The 18,103-nt window shown below is 65.7% G+C and carries 22 protein-coding genes and 1 pseudogene; 10 read left to right on the top strand and 13 right to left on the bottom strand.

Annotation, left to right across the window (positions count from 1 at the left end; genetic code table 11):
• Positions 1 to 75: 75 nt before the first annotated feature.
• Positions 76 to 315: pseudogene (locus NVV99_RS24350) on the top strand (transposase); the annotation flags it as partial.
• 114 nt (positions 316 to 429) lie between these two features.
• Here the strand turns inward: NVV99_RS24350 and NVV99_RS24355 are convergent.
• The 6 genes from NVV99_RS24355 to NVV99_RS24380 all read right to left on the bottom strand — a co-directional run bounded on the left by NVV99_RS24355 (position 430) and on the right by NVV99_RS24380 (position 4,905).
• On the bottom strand, positions 430 to 1,044 hold the full coding sequence (locus NVV99_RS24355; protein WP_024100410.1) for a DUF2510 domain-containing protein: 615 nt from the start codon (positions 1,042 to 1,044) through the stop codon (positions 430 to 432).
• 623 nt (positions 1,045 to 1,667) lie between these two features.
• Positions 1,668 to 2,027, bottom strand: coding sequence for a hypothetical protein (locus tag NVV99_RS24360; protein WP_064257446.1), 360 nt, complete (start codon positions 2,025 to 2,027; stop codon positions 1,668 to 1,670).
• Positions 2,024 to 2,311 carry a hypothetical protein gene (locus tag NVV99_RS24365; protein WP_231912113.1) on the bottom strand — a complete coding sequence of 96 codons (288 nt, stop codon included), beginning with the start codon at positions 2,309 to 2,311 and terminating at the stop codon, positions 2,024 to 2,026. Before NVV99_RS24365 ends, NVV99_RS24360 begins: the two co-directional genes overlap by 4 nt.
• Before the next feature lie 340 nt (positions 2,312 to 2,651).
• Entirely contained in the window at positions 2,652 to 3,101 is a 450-nt protein-coding gene (locus NVV99_RS24370) for a hypothetical protein (protein WP_064257447.1), read from the bottom strand.
• A gap of 109 nt (positions 3,102 to 3,210) precedes the next feature.
• Entirely contained in the window at positions 3,211 to 3,882 is a 672-nt protein-coding gene (locus NVV99_RS24375) for a hypothetical protein (RefSeq protein ID WP_082921156.1), read from the bottom strand.
• Between the two features lie 9 nt (positions 3,883 to 3,891).
• Positions 3,892 to 4,905, bottom strand: a complete 1,014-nt coding sequence (locus tag NVV99_RS24380; protein ID WP_156666232.1) for a hypothetical protein — start codon at positions 4,903 to 4,905, stop codon at positions 3,892 to 3,894.
• 70 nt (positions 4,906 to 4,975) lie between these two features.
• Here NVV99_RS24380 and NVV99_RS24385 point away from each other — a divergent pair, with 70 nt between their 5' ends.
• Positions 4,976 to 5,623: a TetR/AcrR family transcriptional regulator gene (locus NVV99_RS24385; protein ID WP_082921157.1), complete on the top strand. Its 648-nt coding sequence runs from the start codon at positions 4,976 to 4,978 to the stop codon at positions 5,621 to 5,623.
• A 573-nt stretch (positions 5,624 to 6,196) separates the two neighbouring features.
• Here the strand turns inward: NVV99_RS24385 and NVV99_RS24390 are convergent.
• Positions 6,197 to 6,934, bottom strand: coding sequence for a hypothetical protein (locus tag NVV99_RS24390; RefSeq protein ID WP_197481929.1), 738 nt, complete (start codon positions 6,932 to 6,934; stop codon positions 6,197 to 6,199).
• Positions 6,931 to 7,281, bottom strand: coding sequence for a hypothetical protein (locus NVV99_RS24395; protein ID WP_197481928.1), 351 nt, complete (start codon positions 7,279 to 7,281; stop codon positions 6,931 to 6,933). The genes NVV99_RS24390 and NVV99_RS24395 overlap by 4 nt, the downstream gene beginning before the upstream one ends.
• Positions 7,282 to 7,666: 385 nt before the next feature.
• Here NVV99_RS24395 and NVV99_RS24400 point away from each other — a divergent pair, with 385 nt between their 5' ends.
• From NVV99_RS24400 to NVV99_RS24420, 5 genes are read left to right on the top strand one after another with little or no spacing between them, the layout of a single operon-like run.
• Positions 7,667 to 8,065: a helix-turn-helix transcriptional regulator gene (locus NVV99_RS24400; RefSeq protein WP_064257451.1), complete on the top strand. Its 399-nt coding sequence runs from the start codon at positions 7,667 to 7,669 to the stop codon at positions 8,063 to 8,065.
• A complete protein-coding gene (arsB, locus tag NVV99_RS24405; protein WP_064257452.1) occupies positions 8,062 to 9,159 on the top strand; it encodes an ACR3 family arsenite efflux transporter in 1,098 nt (365 codons plus the stop codon). The genes NVV99_RS24400 and arsB overlap by 4 nt, the downstream gene beginning before the upstream one ends.
• 3 nt (positions 9,160 to 9,162) lie before the next feature.
• Positions 9,163 to 9,576, top strand: a complete 414-nt coding sequence (locus NVV99_RS24410) for an arsenate reductase ArsC (protein WP_082921158.1) — start codon at positions 9,163 to 9,165, stop codon at positions 9,574 to 9,576.
• A gap of 16 nt (positions 9,577 to 9,592) precedes the next feature.
• Complete coding sequence (locus NVV99_RS24415) at positions 9,593 to 10,639, top strand: ArsO family NAD(P)H-dependent flavin-containing monooxygenase (RefSeq protein WP_064257453.1); 1,047 nt, start codon at positions 9,593 to 9,595, stop codon at positions 10,637 to 10,639.
• 22 nt (positions 10,640 to 10,661) lie between these two features.
• A complete protein-coding gene (locus NVV99_RS24420) occupies positions 10,662 to 11,069 on the top strand; it encodes a low molecular weight phosphatase family protein (RefSeq protein ID WP_064257454.1) in 408 nt (135 codons plus the stop codon).
• 52 nt (positions 11,070 to 11,121) lie between these two features.
• Here NVV99_RS24420 and NVV99_RS24425 read toward each other — a convergent pair whose 3' ends face one another.
• Complete coding sequence (locus NVV99_RS24425; protein ID WP_064257461.1) at positions 11,122 to 11,613, bottom strand: ArsI/CadI family heavy metal resistance metalloenzyme; 492 nt, start codon at positions 11,611 to 11,613, stop codon at positions 11,122 to 11,124.
• Positions 11,614 to 11,710: 97 nt separating this feature from the next.
• Here NVV99_RS24425 and NVV99_RS24430 point away from each other — a divergent pair, with 97 nt between their 5' ends.
• From NVV99_RS24430 to NVV99_RS24440, 3 genes are all read left to right on the top strand, one after another.
• The gene (locus NVV99_RS24430; RefSeq protein WP_060654893.1) at positions 11,711 to 12,070 is read left to right on the top strand and encodes an Rv2640c family ArsR-like transcriptional regulator; all 360 of its coding nucleotides are present in this window, start codon (positions 11,711 to 11,713) and stop codon (positions 12,068 to 12,070) included.
• 535 nt (positions 12,071 to 12,605) lie between these two features.
• A complete protein-coding gene (locus NVV99_RS24435; protein ID WP_064257462.1) occupies positions 12,606 to 12,833 on the top strand; it encodes an Arc family DNA-binding protein in 228 nt (75 codons plus the stop codon).
• The gene (locus NVV99_RS24440) at positions 12,830 to 13,249 is read left to right on the top strand and encodes a type II toxin-antitoxin system VapC family toxin (RefSeq protein WP_064257455.1); all 420 of its coding nucleotides are present in this window, start codon (positions 12,830 to 12,832) and stop codon (positions 13,247 to 13,249) included. Before NVV99_RS24435 ends, NVV99_RS24440 begins: the two co-directional genes overlap by 4 nt.
• A gap of 203 nt (positions 13,250 to 13,452) precedes the next feature.
• Here the strand turns inward: NVV99_RS24440 and NVV99_RS24445 are convergent, their stop codons facing one another.
• The 4 genes from NVV99_RS24445 to NVV99_RS24460 all read right to left on the bottom strand — a co-directional run bounded on the left by NVV99_RS24445 (position 13,453) and on the right by NVV99_RS24460 (position 18,103).
• Positions 13,453 to 14,409, bottom strand: coding sequence for a hypothetical protein (locus NVV99_RS24445; protein ID WP_260783166.1), 957 nt, complete (start codon positions 14,407 to 14,409; stop codon positions 13,453 to 13,455).
• 272 nt (positions 14,410 to 14,681) lie between these two features.
• Positions 14,682 to 15,368, bottom strand: coding sequence for a hypothetical protein (locus NVV99_RS24450; RefSeq protein ID WP_064257456.1), 687 nt, complete (start codon positions 15,366 to 15,368; stop codon positions 14,682 to 14,684).
• 28 nt (positions 15,369 to 15,396) lie between these two features.
• Entirely contained in the window at positions 15,397 to 16,578 is a 1,182-nt protein-coding gene (locus NVV99_RS24455; protein ID WP_064257457.1) for a hypothetical protein, read from the bottom strand.
• Between the two features lie 115 nt (positions 16,579 to 16,693).
• Positions 16,694 to 18,103, bottom strand: coding sequence for a ParA family protein (locus tag NVV99_RS24460; protein WP_064257458.1), 1,410 nt, complete (start codon positions 18,101 to 18,103; stop codon positions 16,694 to 16,696).

The following is an 18,103-nucleotide window of genomic DNA, read 5'->3' on the forward strand; positions in this document are numbered from 1 at the left end:
CATGCGCCTCAACCGGTCGTCGGCTCAGGACCTCACGCTGCAACCGTGATCGTGTCGTGGGAGGGCCGGTTAACCGAGCGGCTCAACCGCGAGATCCGCCGCCGCACCGACGTCGTGGGCATCTTCCCCAACCGGGATGCCATCGTCCGCCTCATCGGCGCCGTCCTGGCCGAGCAGACCGACGAATGGGCCGAAGGCCGCCGATACCTCGGCCTAGAAGTGCTCAGCCGCTGCCGGCTCACCCTGACCACCAACACCGACACCAGCCAGGCGACGGAGGTGAGCACCGATGAACTGATGCAACTACCCGCCTGACCACCAACGAAGGATCAAAAACGAGTTACACCACTACCAGGGGCTTGACCCTCAGCAACACCCCTCACGCAGCACCGTGACGGCAGTCGGCGCCGGCATGAGCTCCTGCTGCGCTCAGAAGGTGTCGTTGATGGTGATCCTGTCGTACGTCGCTGGGAACTTGTCGCCACTGGAGCAGTTCAAGGACGTGGTTTGACCGACCGGGATCTGTTCTGTCGTGCAGTCGACGAGCGCCACTACCTCGTTTCCGTCCATGAACTTGATCTCCACGAACGCGCCGTCCCTGTCACCTCGCGCATTGGTCACCTTCAGGCCCTCTATCTGGACGTAACCGAGTCCGTCCTGCGTGACGGACCATCCGGGTGCGTACTGGAAGCCCGAAACCTCGAAGGGTTGACCCTCGGAAATCGTCAGGGGGTTATCGGGCCCGCCAGGGGCAGAGTCCTGGGCCTCCGCGGTTTCGATTGCCTCGTTGACCTCGTTCGCGGCAACAGCGAGGAATGCGATACAGCCACCGATCGCCAATACACCCACTGCGACCAGCGCCAATAAGATGTTGCGCACGGTGTGCGATTTCTTGGGCGGCTGAGGTGCCGACGGAGGCGGTCCGCTGTTCTGTACGCGATCGGTCCACCGGCTTCCGTCCCACCATCGCATGACACCGGATGGGTCAGGGTAGTAGCCGGGTGCGGGCGAACCGGCACCGCCGGGATTCGATGCGTCAGACATCAGTGGAATCCTTTCCGCTGGTGGACGTTCGGTTTCCATCGAACGTAGTCACGGGAAGTACGTTCGGTCGCGTTTTCGGTCACGATGTAGTCCCGCATCGGTGAGATGAATCCTTCGAGATGCACAGGCGCTTTCCGGTTGGGGTCTCGATGTCGCCGATGTTCAGGAGGATCCCTGAGCATCTCGATGGAGCGACCCGCACGACCATCAGCAGGATTGCCCGGACCGAGTTGCTCGTCGTGGGCGAGATCGGGATGCTGCCGCCGGGGTCAGGCTGCCGCCGAAGCGTTCACTGTCTCATCGGTGTTGCCGATTCGCGGCGCGGCGTCGTGGTGATCAGCAACCTGCATCTGTCCGGGATCGACACGATCGTGCCGAAATTCTCGCGTCGGCTGCCGTCGAGGGCTGTTTGCAGCGCGGCGGTACCGCGGCCCCCGCGAGATCGAAGCACGGGCGCACACAAAGGAAGCAGTACGCGCCAAACTGATTCCGCGTCGACAGATGCATCAGTCGGCGTGACGGGTCGATAAGGCCGGTCTGCGAAGCGAAGAACAACGCGGGACTGTGGTCCGCATAGTCACACAGCCGAGTACGCATTCGATGACAACGTCCTCCTTGAAAGATCACTCCATCTTTTCGGGGTGCGCTGTACCGGCATACCTCAACCACAACGTGCGCCGCTCGACGTCCATCAGATACCAGATTCGCCTGTCGGCAGTGACCTCGTACTGCCACTGCTCCCTCTCACTACCGTTGCGCACCCCGGACGCGAGCGTGCCTTCGAGCCGGTGATGACGCGTGGTGGGCACTTGCTCGACCTCGCGGCGCCGCATCTCCTCGTAGGCCACCAACGTGTTCGCCGGCGCCTGCCGACACAGCTCGTCCCAGCCTTTCGCAGCCTCGTTGGTCGCGAACCGCAGCTCCCACAGAGAATCGGAATCGGATGCCGGCAGCGCGACCTGCTTCCCTCGTTCAGGGCTCACAGCTCCGGCACCGGCACAGTTCCGAAATCGCCCTCGGATGGCGTCGACAGGATGCGGGCGAGCTCCGGGTCGGCATACACCTCCGCGGTATGACGCCACATCTCGATGGCGCGGGCCGCGAGAGCCGGATTGTCCAGGGATGAGCCTGCGCACAGCGATGTGATGAGCTCGTTGATGAAATCGGCGCCTTCCTCGTCGGAGAGGTAGCTCACCCACGGAAACGCCGCCTCGACGACAGTGCGGACAAGCCCGGGATTGTTCGCGTGCAGCAGGGCATCGACCATGGCCGTCGCCGCTGTCAGGACCGCACGTTCCTGTCGGCTCGGGTCGCTGTGATCAGGACCAGATCTTCGTCATCGCGTCGGGTCACGCGCAGCGGGCGCGTGCCTGAGCGCTGCCACGCCGACAGCGTCGCTTTGCCCTTGTTCTGGATGTCCGAGAACGGAACCTCATGCGCCGACATACTTTCAATTTACTTTTAAAGTATGCATTCGGCGAGGTGGTCCTAGGGGTAGGCCGTGCTCGGTGGGAGTCAGCCGAAGTCGACGCCGATCCCGCTATACCGTGCGCGTCGTTCCAGCGATCGGGGTCGAACGCGCTCGCGGGGCTGAGAGGGTCACCGGCTCACGTGTGCCGCCGCTGACGCTGTGTGGGGGCGCTCCTGGTCGTCGTGGAAGCCGGTTCAAGGGTGACCTGCACGCTGATCCGAGGTCCTTCCCGCTTGATCTCGACGCGGACCTGCGCCCCCGTAGGTGCCGGTAATGCCTTGTCGAGCAGGTAGGCGCAGATCAGGCGGTCGTGGATTTCCGGCGCGACGCCGAGTACGACTGTGCTCGAGACGGCTGCAGCGCCATTCGATGCGCGGAAGGCGGTAACGAGTTCGTCGACGATGCGGTCGAGCCGCAGCGCGGTTGCTGTGGTCACCTTCTGGCGGCGCCCCAGAGTGTTCGGTGCACCCTGGCGGGGTGCGACCCATCCTGCGCTGCCGAGTGTGGAGGTCCAGCGCGCGGCATGGGCACGCCGAAGTGCGGTGGACGCAGTCCGTGCACGCAGCGGCAGAGACGATCTCGCCATCAGTCGATCCTTATCCGTGGATGTAACGCTGGATCAGGGCGCCGAAGCGCGCATGCGCCATGCGCAGGCCGGTAATACGTTGTCCCTTGTCCGCCATAGTCGCTAAGCCTCAGAGGACACGCGCGGCGTCTTTTCGAGAACCTGTGCAGGGTTGGTCGAGTTTCCATACCTGGAGATCGTCTCGGTGTTGGTGGACGATGGCCATCAACGAGCTCAAGTCTTCGACATCCTTCGGGTGATGGCGGCTGTTCCAGGCGAGAGCTTTGAGCACGACCGCCGATTCCACGTCCGGTATGCATACGGTGAACGTGGTGGAATCACCGTTGTAGAGCTGGGCGTGGACCGTCACGTCGAGCGGCTGGGAGTGCAGTGCGAGGGACAGTCCGGGAATGGCGTCGAAGCCGAATTTCTTGTCGCCGAGGAATTTTGTTTCTCGTCCTTGTCCGGAGGTCGCTGGTACCAGCAGGTCGACTGCGAGGGGATGGTCGGGATCGCCGGAGGGGGCCTCCCATCTGTTCCCCCGGACGCGCGTGTATCCGCGGCCTACGAGTTTGGTGTCGAGGTCGGGACTTCCTGCGATTTCTGGCGAGATGCCGGCGTCCGCGTCGGCGGTGGCACGTTGGTGTGCGTCGCTGGTGGGATAGACGTAGGTGAGCAGATGGACCATGTGGCCACCGATGACCCGATAGTCGAGACCTGCGGCTGCGGCGGCCAGGTCCGCAAGGGCGCGAAGACCGAGATCGGCTGCGTTCGATGCTGATTGGACGACGATGTCGGTCACTGCCGGCGGCTATCTACGTACCGCGCCATGAAGGATCGCGTCCTGTAGGTGTTCGGCTGCGTCGAGTGCGTCTGTTCCTTCACCATGCATCACATCGTGCAGCGCAATGATCGGGTCGACGAACTCGGGGGTTGAGTCCGTGAGGACGGCGGCGGTACGCCAGAGGGTGGGATCTTCTGGGACGGTTGCTGTGAAAGTGTACTCCTCGCGGGAAGCGACGCTGAAGCCAGCAGGAACGAAATCGAGAAGTTCGCGCATATAAAGCGCCGCAGTGACCGGCATGCGCCACGGTGCGTAATGGTCAGCGGCGATGTCTCCCGTCTGGAGACAGCAAACGTCCATGTCGCGGCACAGTTGTCGTGCATCGGTGATCTGCCCAGTGGGCGCGTCGAGTCCGTACCAGTAGGTGCAGGCACCTCCCGGGCCGGGATATTCGTCGAGGAAGCGGGTCAACAGCTCTTGCCGTCGGTGGACCGTCCAGCCGCCTTCTACCGGTTCGACATACTCGTGGCCTTTGAGAGCTTTCGACACAGCTTGGGGTGTGGTGTGCAGGTGGCTGGCCAGGATCCTCTGGGGCAGCGGTTGGGGGGACAAGAGCAGGAGGCGTTCGATCGCCCACCGGATCCACGGCGGTCGCCCCCTGCGGCGGAGCGGTATGTGGTCGGGTGTGGGTTCTTGATTGATCGTCGTGGAGTAGTCGGTGCCGTCGACGATCAGACGCCGTTCATCTACAGCGAGCAGGTGGACGGCCGAAGCATGGGCCAACTGTGTGAGATGTGAAGTGGCGCGCGCAACAACGAGAAAGAGCTTCACGTCGCGTTGCTTCTTACGTTGCGCGTCGACAAGCTTTTTCAGGGCGCTGGGCGTGGGAGGCGACGCGGACGCTTTCATCCGCACCGGTAGTACTCGCTGGGCCGGAAGGGCGAGCATCCAGTCCCCGAGGGAGCCGTTCGTTTCCACCCGGACGTCGGCAGCGCGAAGCACGCTCAGTGCGTCCGTGACCAGCTCACTTGTCGATCGCATGGCTCCTACCAGATCAACTATTACTCTGCAAACAACTTATAGTGTAGACGACTGAATTAGGTTGATCAGCATGCCGCGCTGGCATTCATGGCTGGGTAAGCTCCTGCAAGGCCGCAGGGAAGAACTGTGCAGACGACGAGGGCCACATGCGTACAACCTCCGCCGGGCGCGGCCATCTCGTAGCTACATGTATCGGGAAGGCTATGCCGGTACGAAGCTGTCCGACATCGCGGAGATCGCCGGAATCAGGACCCCGGCGATCTACCGGTACTTCCCTTCACGTGAAGACCTCGTCGATGAGGTGATGGCCGTCGGGCACCACCGGTTCATCGAGCATGTGACTTCCGTGATCGACGCGCTTCCTCCCACGGCGACGCCACTGGACCGCGTACTCGCAGCGGTAGCCGGGCACCTCGAAGTCGCCTTGACGATCTCCCACTATGCAGCGGCGTCCACGCGCAATATGAGCCAGATGCCCGAGAGCATCCGGGATCGGCAACAGGAACTTCGCCGCGAATACGGTGCGATCTGGCGACGTCATCTCGTGGAGGCCGAGGAGGCCGGCCAGTTGCATCCCGATCTGGATCTGCGAGCTGCTCAAGGGCTGATCATCGGCGCGCTGAGCTGGTCCAATGAGTGGTGGGATCCTGAACGCGGCACCCTCCAATCGCTGATCCGCAATGCTCAAGCTCTCGTCCGCAACGGCAACGGCCGTTGAGACCTCATCCCGGAGGATCTGCGTTTGTTCTCCCCGGCCCAGCATGGTCGGGCCGGTAGTCGTACTCGGACAGTAGGTGCAGGCACCTCCGGCGTCGGATTCTCATCGAGAAAACGCGTCGACAGCCCCTGCCGTCCGTGGACCGTCCAGCCACCTTCTGCCGGTGCCACATACTCGTGGCCTTTGAGCGCTTTCGACCCAGCCTGGGGTGAGGTGTGAAGGTGGTCGGCCAGGACCTCGGGCTCGATGTCCGCCGTGCCCTCCTGGTGGATGCAGCACCTCGCACCGCACCTGCGGGTCATCCTCGATGGCAACATCGGACCGATGGCCAACGCCAAAGCCGACCGCAACTTCATGGGTTGGTCGGCCATGCCATCCGATCCCATACTGTCAGCGGTCCTCGACGCAATCTCGAGGCAGAAGGAAAGACGAGAGCAGGAACCAACGTGTAGTTCCTTCCCGCCGCGTCTCATGGATTCGGTTGATGCCGAACACCGTGGCCTCGCCGTCGGTGAGGCCGTCAACGCAACAGGTCGGGCCCCGACCTCCCGGGTGGGGCCGTCATCGCCAAGCTCAGGTTCCGCGCTGTTCCCCTCTCGGGTCCTTCGGTCCAACATCTGCTCGATCGGATGCGGATGCCCAAGGGAGTGCAGCTGTAATCTCGGGTCCAGCAGTCGGCGGTGACGTGGGTGTGGCGCGACTTCCGTCGGACCGCACCACAACCCGGCTCGACAGGTGGTCCAACCAGCTCTGAGCTCTGGCGAGGGACCGTTCCTGGTCTTCGATGTAGGTCGGTGGCCAGTCGATACCGCTCGCGATGCGGTCCTGGATCGCGGTGGCCGTGACGAGCTGTTCCGTCACGAGTGCCGCGACGAACTCGTAGTCCTTTTCTCTGCCGGCGATCGTCTTGGAAACGCACAGATCCACCGGGTCCAAGCACAACCCGGTCCGCCCGTACCGGGTGGACGCGTCGTCGTCGACGACGAAGTGGACGAGCCGATTGTCCCAATTCTTCGGGAGGACCACGACATCCTTGTGAATGCCTTCGACATAGAACCCGAAGGCAGTATGAAAAGGTGAGTCCTCACCAAGTCGGGCATCGAGCAGCAGCAGTTTGTCCTCGACCGAGGGCGGGTCCGTGATCCCACTCAACGGCAGAATGTCGACTTCACGAGACAAGAAGGTCGCCGGGGGCAATTCATCGGTGTCGAAACTGCCGAGGATCGATTGAGAGCCCAGGACGATCACACGCGGCTCGTCGAGGTTGGCACACGCAGCTTTGATCGCGCGCCCGAGTTCTTCCCGATTCACCGTGTCGCGGTACCCCTGAGCCGGGTTCCGAACTCGTTGAGCACACGTTGGCGTTCGTCGTCGCTGAGCAGCACCGACAGCGGCGACAGATTCCGCATCTCCCGGCTGGTGTCGTCGTCCGACTCGACGATCGTGCGGATACCGTCGATGTCGTTGTCGCGGACGATCCTGTCCCAGCGGTCGAGGTAGCGGTCCATCAGCGGACTGCGCCCCACCTGCCGGCGGATCGTCCGGAGGTTCCGGCGCACGGGTTCGGTGTCGACCGAGATGCCGCTGCTCATGATCTTGTCCAGGACCGCGGACTGCACGAGTTGTTGACGCAAGGTCTTCGGCGTGACGACGCTCATCTGCCTCACCCCTACTCCGACTTGCCGTGCTCTGCCGTGACCCTTCCCATGATAGGGGGGACTGTACAGCGGTTTTGAGGACCACTTCAGGTAAGCCGGCTCGGGACATTCCGACGCTGTCCTCGAACCTGGACTGCTCGAGGACAGCGGCAAGAAGCGCGAACCGCCGGTCGGTCTGGGACCACACCCGATCACGGTTCATCAGAGAGTCAGGATCATCCCAGGCATGCCTCGAATTCGTACGCTTCGGCTCCCCCGCCTGCGTCGTACGCCGCCACGTGGCTCCTGACCCAGTCGTTCGGGCTGAGCTCGCACTTTCCGGTCCTGCTCCGATGGGGCGTGGTCCCGGTTTGCCCGTTGATTCGATCACTGTCAATATTGATGGGTGTCGATTCAAATTGATAGTGACGACCTCTGTTGCGCGCCACTGGTACGGGAACCTCTGACGGAGGACTGGGCCGGAGAGTTGGCTCGGATGTTCAAGGCGATCGGAGACCCGGTGCGCCTACGAATGCTCAGCCTGATCGCCAGCCATGAGGGCGGCGAGAGTTGCGTGTGCGACATCAGCCCGGCCTTCGACCTGTCCCAGCCGACCATCTCGCATCACCTCAAAGTGCTGCGCGAAGCCGGTCTGCTCGACTGCGAACGCCGCGGAACGTGGGTGTACTACCGGGTGATCCCATCGGCCTTGGCCCAGTTGTCGGCCGTGCTGTCCCCGGAACGCGGAGTCGTACCAGGCTCGGACTGCGCCATCGTCAACGATGCAGCGGAGGCGACGCGATGACCACGACGAACACCGATCACCCGGCGGTCGTCGGGAAGATGTCGACCCTCGACCGATTCCTGGCCGTGTGGATCGGCGCCGCCATCGTCGTCGGCCTGCTACTGGGCCGGATGATCCCCGGACTCGGCGAGGCTCTGAGTTTCATCGAGATCGACGGCATCTCCCTGCCGATTGCCCTGGGCCTGCTGATCATGATGTATCCGGTGCTGGCGAAGGTGCGTTACGACCGTCTCGATACCGTCACCGGCGACCGCAAACTCCTCATCAGTTCCCTGATCTTGAACTGGATCCTTGGCCCCGCCCTGATGTTCGCCCTCGCCTGGCTGATGCTGCCGGATCTGCCCGAGTACCGCACCGGCCTGATCATCGTCGGTCTGGCCCGCTGTATCGCGATGGTGATCATCTGGAACGACCTCGCGTGCGGGGACCGCGAAGCCGCAGCAGTGCTGGTCGCGATCAACTCGGTCTTCCAGGTGATCATGTTCGCCGTCCTCGGCTGGTTCTACCTGTCGGTGCTGCCCGGCTGGCTCGGACTCGAACAGGCCACCCTCGATGTCTCGCCGTGGCAGATCGCCAAATCGGTGCTCATCTTCCTCGGAATCCCCCTGATCGCCGGTTTCCTCACCCGCCACTTCGGCGAAAAGGCCAAGGGCCGTACATGGTACGAGGACACCTTCCTGCTGAAAATCGGACCGTGGGCGCTGTACGGTCTGCTGTTCACCATCGTGATCCTGTTCGCGCTGCAGGGCGAGCAGATCACCTCCCAGCCGCTGGACGTGGTGCGCATCGCGCTGCCGTTGCTGGCGTACTTCGCGATCATGTGGGGCGGGGGTTATCTGTTCGGCGCCGCGATCGGCCTCGGCTACGAGCGCACCACCACGCTCGCGTTCACCGCGGCGGGCAACAACTTCGAACTGGCCATCGCCGTGGCGATCGGCACTTTCGGGGTGACCTCCGGACAGGCGCTGGCCGGAGTGGTCGGGCCACTTATCGAGGTGCCGGTCCTCGTCGCCTTGGTGTACGTCTCCCTCGCCCTGCGCAACCGCTTCACCCGTCACGAGTCGGCACACGTGCCCGCATCGAAAGAGGTTTGAGCCGTGAGCACACCGAGTGTGTTGTTCGTCTGTGTCCACAACGCCGGCCGCTCACAGATGGCCGCCGGTTTCCTCACCGCCCTCGCCGGTGACCGGATCGAGGTGCGCTCGGCCGGCAGCGCCCCGGCCGATCAGGTCAATCCGGCCGCGGTCGCGGCGATGGCCGAGGTCGGCATCGACATCTCCGGTCAGAATCCGAAGATCCTCACCACCGAGGCAGTGCACGCCTGCGATGTGGTGATCACGATGGGGTGCGGGGACACCTGCCCGGTATTCCCGGGCAAGTCATACCGGGACTGGGTGCTCGACGATCCGGCCGGTCAAGGCGTCGAGGCGGTGCGCCCGATCCGCGACGAGATCAAGGCCAAGGTCGAAGCCCTCGTCGCCGAGTTGACCACCCCGTCCTCACCGCGCTGACCTGCGAGGTTCTTCGATGACGACGAACGTCGAGGTGCTCGTGATCGGCGGTGGGCAGGCGGGTCTGGCTGCCGGCTACTACCTGCGCCGGGCCGGGCACCGCTTCGTGATCCTCGACGATCAGCACAGCCCAGGCGGGGCGTGGCCGCACATGTGGCCGTCGCTGCGACTGTTCTCCCCGGCGGAATTCGCGTCGCTGCCGGGGTGGCCGATGCCGCGCTGGCCGGACGGTTTCCCGCCGGCACGTCATGTCGTGGACTATCTCACCGCCTACGAAGCCCGCTACGGCCTGCCGATCGAGCGGCCGGTGCGGGTGCAGGCGGTGCGCCGCGACGGCCCCGCTGTGCTGGTCGACACCGACCGTGGGCAGTGGCGGGCGCGCCGGGTGATCAGTGCCACCGGCACCTGGCAGCGACCGTTTCGGCCGAGCTATCCGGGCGCGGGTCTGTTCGCCGGGCGGCAACTGCACACCGTCGACTACCGCACCCCGACCGAGTTCACCGGCGCCGATGTCGTCGTGGTCGGGGGTGGCAACTCCGCCGCCCAGCTCGTCGCCGAGATCTCCACCGTCGCGGCAACCACGTGGGTCACCACCCGTCCGCCGCGGTTCCTGCCCGATGGTGTCGACGGCCGGGCCTTGTTCGAGCTCGCCTCCCGCCGTGCGGTCGCTCTGGCTGCGGGCCGGCCCGATCCTGGTGGCATCGCCGCCCTCGGGGACATCGTGATGGTTCCGGAGGTCCTCGCTGCACGTGAACGCGGCGTCTTGACCGCCCTGCCGATGTTCGATCGGCTCACCGTCGACGGCATCGCCTGGGGTGAGCGCCATCAGCGGGCCGATGTCGTGTTGTGGGCGACAGGTTTTCGTCCCGCCCTCGCACACCTGCGGCCGTTGCGGCTGCGCGACCACACCGGCACGGTGCCGGTCTGCGGCACCCGCTCGTTGAAGGAGCCGCGCTTGCATCTGCTCGGTTACGGCGATTGGACCGGTCCCGGTTCGGCCACCATCCTCGGCGTCGGCCGCACCGCCAAGGCTGCCGTCGCCGACCTCGATCTCGACAATTGACCTGCGTGAAAGGGCCTCGCCTGTGAGCACACCCTCGGTGTTGTTCGTCTGTGTGAAGAACGGCGGAAAATCCCAGATGGCCGCCGGGCTGATGAAAGCCGCTGCCGGCGACACCGTCGCGGTGCACTCCGCCGGCACGAAACCCGGTACCAGCATCAACGCTCTGGCAGCCGAGGTGCTGCTCGAAGTCGGCGTCGATATCACCAGGCAGATCCCGACACCGGTCGATCCGCACTTGGTCCGCGATGTCGATTTGGTGGTCACCCTCGGCCGCGAAGCCCGTCTCGATCCGGTGGCCGGGACACGGTTCGAGAACTGGGACACCGATGAGCCATCCGAACGCGGCATCGACGGCATCGAACGGATGCGGCTGGTCCGCGACGACATCGCCGCTCGTGTCGCCGACCTCGCCCAGCGGCTTCGTCGCTGACGACATCGATGTCGGCCACCCGAACCTGGGTGGCCGACATGAGGTGGGTTGTTCAGCAGCAGGACGTTGTAGTTGGGGTCTGCTGCGTCCCTTCGGTCGGGGCGGCGGCGGTGCCGCAGCACACGCCGCCTTCGGCGGTAGCCGGGTCGTCGAGGTGCTGTGGGCTCGAGCCGAAGGTGTCCGAATCGGCGAGGACGGTGTAGACCTCCCATTTCTCCCCGGCGGGGCCAGTGACCCACACCTTGTCCTGGGTGGCGAAGCAGCAGGTGGTGCCGATCTCCTCGTCGGTGAACAGTCCTTCGCCGGTCAGGCGGGCGATCTCGGCGTGAACCTTCTCGCTGGATTCGACCTCGACGCCGAGGTGATTGATGGTGCCGCCCTTGCCGGGGTTTTCGAGCAGTACGAGCTTGAGCGGCGGTTCGGCGATCGCGAAGTTCGCATAACCGGGCTTGAGCTTGGCCGGTTCGACACCGAACAGTTTGGTGTAGAAGGTGACCGCTTCGGTCAGGTCGTCGACGTTGAGGGCGAGTTGTGCGCGGGACATGACATCCTCCACCTGTGTGACATATATCGAAGTACTGGACGCCTACAGAATGCGCCACCTTTTCGACGTATGTCAAGAAAGTAGATAAGCTCGAAGGATGCCGAAAGCCCTACCCGTCATCGACGTCAGCGCCCCCATCTGTTGCGCGCCGGTCTCGGCCGCCCCCATGAGCGACGATGCGGCCCTCGAACTCGCCCTGCGGTTGAAGGCCCTCGCGGACCCGGTCCGCATCAAACTCGTGTCGATCCTGCTCACCGCCGACGACGGCGAAGTGTGCACCTGCGATCTCGCCACCGGCGTCGACCTGACCGAATCCACCGTCAGTCACCACCTCGGCCAGCTCCGCAAGGCCGGCATGGTCGAATCCGAACGACGTGGGATGAACGTCTTCCACCGCGCCCGCACCGAAGCCCTCGACGCGTTACGTGCGGTGCTGGACCCGAACTGCTGCCGCTGACCCCTCATCGACCGCGTGGGCCGATCGTGTTGCCCGGCGTTCGAGGGCACGCCGCCGCGCAGCAGTGGCGCGGAAGCACCAGGAACGGGTGACCGCTCCCGCCCGAACTCACCGATCGAGCTCTGGTCCGCGCCCTCGGTCGACTCCGCAGGAAAAGGCGCCGTTGTCGTCGGCCCTCGGGGTCACCCTCGAGGACCGCCCCAGCATCTCCCGGAATGCTGCGGGGGTGAGCCGTCGCTGCGGCCAAAAGCCCGTCGAGCACAGCGCGATAGTTCTCGGCCGAAGGCTCGGCAACCGACTGCCCCACCTCCGCCGCGGGTGCCCGATCAGGAAGGAACGATCCGAGCCAGTTCGTCACGCGGGTAAGGACAAGATCGCGGTCATCGGTATAGACGGCCGGCCACTGAATTCCGACCGCGGCGATGCGGTCCAGGATGTCGCCAGCGCCGACGATGCCGTCCCGGATAAATCACCGGGTCGCGGTTCTCCGACATTCCTGGGTGATATCACTAGTGTGATATCGGAGGTGGTCACGGTGGAACAGATCCTGATCCGCAACCTTCCCGCGGGAACCAAGGCTGCCCTGCGGGCGCGTGCTGAGCAGCATCACCGGTCGGTCGAGGCGGAGGTACGCGACATCCTCGGCGAGGCCCTCGAGCGGGAGCCAGTCACGCTCGTCGACCTCTTGAGCACCGATGAGGGTGCCGACATCGAGTTCGAGCCCGAGCGCCTCGGTTTGACCGCCCGAACCGCCGAGTTGTGAAGTACGTTCTGGACACCAACGTGGTGTCCGCGCTGCGAGTTCGGGGCCGTAACCGGTCGGTCGAGATTTGGGCGGCGTCGGTGCCGGTGGCCGACCTGTTCGTGACGGCCATGACTATTGCCGAGATCGAACGAGGCGTAGTCGCCAAGGAGCGATCCGACCCGAATCAGGGAGTGGTCCTGCGCCGGTGGTTCGACGAACGGGTCCTGCCCGCCTTCGCTGACCGTGTGTTGCCGTTTGATCTGCCGGCCGCCCGGGTGCTGGCCACCTACCGGGCGCCCGAACATGCGCCGTTCGACGCCGCTCTCATCGCCGCTGTCGCCCAGGCCGCCGAGATGACCGTGGCGACGCGCAACACCAAGCACTTCGACCCGCTCGGTGTCCGGTGTGTCAACCCGTGGGAACCGAATCCCTGAAGGCCCGACTTCGGTGCAAACGCCCGTCGACCGGGCTCGAGTGCGGTCAATGAGGCTCGCTGAGCTGTCCGGTACGGCCGGCCTCGCTCAGGGGAGCATGAGGCACCGACGCATGACATCGCCCTGAAAGTGGGGACGCGAGCGGGAACGCGAAGTCGGGAAGGTTGCCGCTTCACGGACCGCAGCAACCCCTCAGACATGAGTCACGCGGGTTGCAGTTCCCGCACCGGTCCGGTGCTGTCGACCGCCGGGAGCGGCGGCACGGCGAAGCCTTCAGCTTCGGCGGCCGCAACGAACGAGCGCCACCGACGACTGACCGTGGACTTATCGACGTGCAACCGCCGCGCAACCTGGGTTTGCCGCAGGTGCGGCTCGTCGATGAGCATCGCCGCCACGCGTTTGACCGGGTCGGTGAAACTGCCGTCGGCGAGGAACTGCTGCAACCCGGCCGCGGTATGCGGGTAACCGTTGCGCGTTGCATCGGCGCCGCGGGCGTTCCCGACAACATCGGCGTCCACGGTCGTCTCGGCGAGGGCAACACCCGCAACGCCGGACTTGCGTGAGGTGCCGGGTGATGCACTCTGCGCTTCGTGGTGCACCTCGTGGGCGCGGCCGGCATCGATTGCGCTCTCCGGCGTTGCCACCGCGGCAAGCGTGAAATCGTGCTCCGTCGTCTTCTCGGTCGCGGGGCGGATCGGTGCAGCGGTGGTGCCCTCACGGTGCACGAGCTGATCCACCGTTGCAGCATCACGGCGTTGGGCGCGTTCGTCGATGACAACCTGCAACATCATGGTGAACAGGTGAAACAGTGCCAGCCACAACAGCGGGAAGATCGCCGCAATGACCGCGGCAATGGCTGGGGGTTGTGGGATGAACCCGAGGTGCTCACCCGCTGCAACGCGTGCGAGGTTGCGGGCGGCGAGTTGATAGGAGTGGTACGAGTTGCCCACCACACTCAACGCGACGGTGACGACCGCCAAGCTCATGCAGTAGCGCCGCGCCCAAAGGTGCCGGTTGGCAACGCGGAAGATGACGTAGCCGGCTGTTGCAGCGGCCTGTGCAACGTCGATGGCAACCGGGGCCATCCATGCACGACTCGGATGCACGTTGATTTCGATGGCCAGTGCCCGCAACGCATCGAACGACAGCGTGAACGCCAACGCCGCAAGAAGCAACGCCATCGTTGCCACCGCGGCGACACCGAGCATCTTCGAACGCACCGGCCGCGCATCGTGGCGCAACGGCGGTGCGGACTGAGGGGAGTCATCGGACACGACGGAAGCCTCTTTCTACGACATTCTCTAGAGGGGTGCTGATTCGACTACTGACACGTGCTCTTGGCATCTCACTCCCCTACCCGGGGTGCGGACAGGACATCGACGAGGTGCGCCGCACGAACCTCACGGAAACGGGCGGGTTGCCGAGTCGGTGGTCAGTTGAAGACGTCGACGAACCATGTGCCGTCGATCTGCTGGGTGGTGACGGTCTGGGTGATGCGTTGCACGCCGTCGGGGCGCAGTTCCGACAGGTCGACGAGATAGACATCCTCGGACAAGGCCTTGGTGCGGACGCAGTAATTGGTGCCGACGGGGATCTCGTCGATGAACGGCTGCAGCTGCTCGGCCGGGACGACGGAACTATTCGGGGTGGCCAAGGCGCGGGCGGCGACCGCGTCGCGCCGGACGTAATAGGCGTAGTTCCAGGCGGCGATCACCCCGGCGCCACTGCGCTGGTCACCCCGGTCGGCGCGGCAATCGTCATCGAGATCCGACGCCGGCGCCGTCGGCGTTGCGGACAGTTCGAGCATCGGTGTGCCCACATCGTCGGACGGCGGTGCTGCCGCTGCGGACTCTTCGCCGCGTGCATTCCACATCACCCCTATGGTGACGGCTGCAACCCCCACTGCAATGGCGATGGCAACCGCTGCAACGCGGCCGGTGCGCCTCGCTGTGCGCGGCACAGGTCGCTCGTGTGGGGTCACCGCCGGTGCAACCAATGCACCGTCGATCGCATCGCCGGGTGCAACCGGATCGGCGGTTGCACCCGAGGGTGGGGTGGGTGCACCGCCGAGGAGGTCGACGACGGCCGGATGCCGAAATGTTGTCTTGCCGAGTTTCATCGGGGTGCACCCACATCCTTTCGTACGGTCAGGCGGAGACCGGGGCGCCAGCGCCCTGTCCGACGGCGGTCGAGATCATCTCGGCGGCAGTGCCGGCCGAACCACCGAAGAACGCCTCCAGGGTGGTGTCCACGGCGGCGATCACGTTCTCGCCGCCGGGTTGCGCCGTGACCCATTCGCGGGCTTGTGAATCGATGTGCGGTGCTGTCTGCACCGCGCTGTGCACGACCTCCGCAGTGGCGGCACCGACCGGTCCGGAGGTCTGCCACTGCTCGACCGTCGCCGCGGTCTGCTCGGTGATCACGTCCTGCTGCACGTCCGGCAACTCGACCTCGATCGGCTGTCCTTCGTCGTCCCCGGCACCGAAGGCGGTACCGGCAGCGAGGCCGACTGCACCACCGACGAGCGCGCCGGGGACTGCGCCGACGGCGCCACCGATCGCCGCACCTGCCGCGGTTCCTGCGACACCGGTCGTGATTTCGGGCAGCACCGGGATCGGCAGCGGCACCACCCCGCCAAGGGCGGCGCCGCCGATGCCGCCGATGGTGCCGCCGATCAGCGCACCCGGTACCGCACCGGCCGCGGCGCCTGCGGTCGCTCCGGCGGCGACACCGCCGATCTGTGCGGCGGCGACGCGGTCGGCGCGATCAGCGTGGACACCGACGGAACGCCAGAAGGTGGCCACCTGGGATCGGGTCAGGCCGGCGGTGTTGTTGGTGCGCTCGCGGTCGGCGTCGGTGACCCAGTTCGGCTGGGTGAGGTGGTAGTCGCCGATCATGATCTTCTCGGGCGGGGCGATGTAGATCGGGGCCTGCTCGACCGGGGTCGGGGCGTGCAGCGTCGACAGGTCCAGCGGCGGGGTGTACGTGGTCTGCCGGTTGTAGCGGCCGGTGTCGTAGTCGTAGTTCGGCAGCGGCTCGTACTGCGGCTGCACTGCAGGCGGGGCGGACCAGTAGATCGGCTCGGACGGCGCCTGCGGCACAACTTCCACCTCGGTCTGCGGTGCCGGGGTCGCGGTGGTGCCGCCTTGCGTCCCGCCGCCGGTAGTGCCGCCCTGGGATGGGGCCGCACCGGCGGTCGGGGCCAGCACCAGTCCTGCCGCCACTGCGGCGATCGCGACGAACGCGGCCGTGGCCTGACGCTGGACTGTGCGGTGGCGACTGGCAGCGCGGCGTGCGGCGCGGTTCGGGGTGGGGTTGTCGTTACTCATCGGGCATTGCCTTTCATCGGTCGGCCACAGGGAGGGCCGGGTCTGGTCGGGGATCGAAAAGGATGACGTGGAGCAGCCTTAAGCCCGGACCGAAAATGGTTCCGGACCAACGGGATCAGGGGTCGTCTGCGATCAGGTCGACGACGGTGGCGGCGAGGACGGTCAACGCCTCGCAGGTGTCGCGTCGTAACTGGCTCAAGGTGATGCGCTCACCGGAGGCGAACAGCGGCTCGAACGGCATCCGGCACACCGGCACACCGAGTGCGGAGAACGCATCGACGGCATCGGTCTCGACCATCGGCACATCCCCCGGCCCCTCGGTGATGACCACGACCGTGCGGACGAGCACATCCGGGCGGACGGCGGAGATCGCGGCCAGGGTGCGCTGGGCAGCGACCGCGCTGTCGCGGCGCAGCGGCACCGGAACGATCACGGCGTGCGCAGCGGTGATCGCCCACCGCCAGCTGCCGGCGTGGCGCGAGTTGCCGGTGTCGGCGACCAGCAGGTCGTAGTGGTGTCCGAGGATCGCCGCCACCGTCGCGGCGTCGTCGTAGCTCACCGGTGCCACCGCCCCGATTCCGCCGGCGACGACATACGAGCCGCACGGCTGACGGGTCAGATACCGAGTGAGCACGGAGGAGCGCACCGGCTGCGCCTGATCACCGAGATCGGCGAGCAGCGACGCCACGTCCTGCCCTGCGGCCGGGGGAAGCGCGATCCGATCGGTGAAGCTGCCGCCGACCTCCCCGAGGTCCAGGCACGCGATCGTGGCGGGGCCGCGATACTCGGCCAGTGTCTCGGCCAAGCCGATCGCCATCGGGGTTTTACCGACGCCGCCTTTGACGTTGGCGACGGTGACGAGCGCGCCGTCCGGCAGCGGCCGGGCGATCGTGGTGTGCGCCGCGCGCAGCCGCATCTCGATCGAGTCGGGTTTCGGTGCAAGCGCCAGGCCGAGCATCGCGTTGAGCCGTCCCCGCATCCCGAGGCGGGCGGGTTCGCCGGCCGCTGGGTTGACGCGGGGTGCGGACAGCGCCGACAACGCCTCGATCCGGCCGCTGAGCGGCTCTGTGGCCAATTCTGGGGGTGGTATGGACTTCGGACCCCGCGATCGTGTCGGCGCGGCCTGTGCAGGCTCCTGAGCGGGCGCCCGGTCGACCAGTGTCGATGTCTCGTAGGTGAACGGTTCGGCAGCCACGGTCACCGGCGCGGCCAGCACTGTGTGAACAGCCTCGGCGGCCGCCGAAGCGGGTTCGCTCACCACGACCGGAATCGGGACGCTCGGAGCACTTTCGGTGAGCTTGCCGTCAGGGCCGACCGTGAGGAACCGGGTGTCCTTGCCGGTGCGATAGACGACCTCGACGGCGGACTGCTGCTTGGCTGCGAGGGTGCGCACGAAGTCGTGCACGACAGCGGCCAGCGCCCTGTCCTCGGTTGCCGCCAGTTCCATCGGTGGCACGTCGGCGCCGGTGAGCCTCGCGCGCGCGGTGGTCGCGGAGGTCGCCTCGATCTCGACGGTCGGCGCCAT

This window comes from Rhodococcus sp. PAE-6, assembly GCF_025290685.1.
Classification (GTDB): Bacteria; Actinomycetota; Actinomycetes; order Mycobacteriales; family Mycobacteriaceae; genus Rhodococcus; species Rhodococcus pyridinivorans.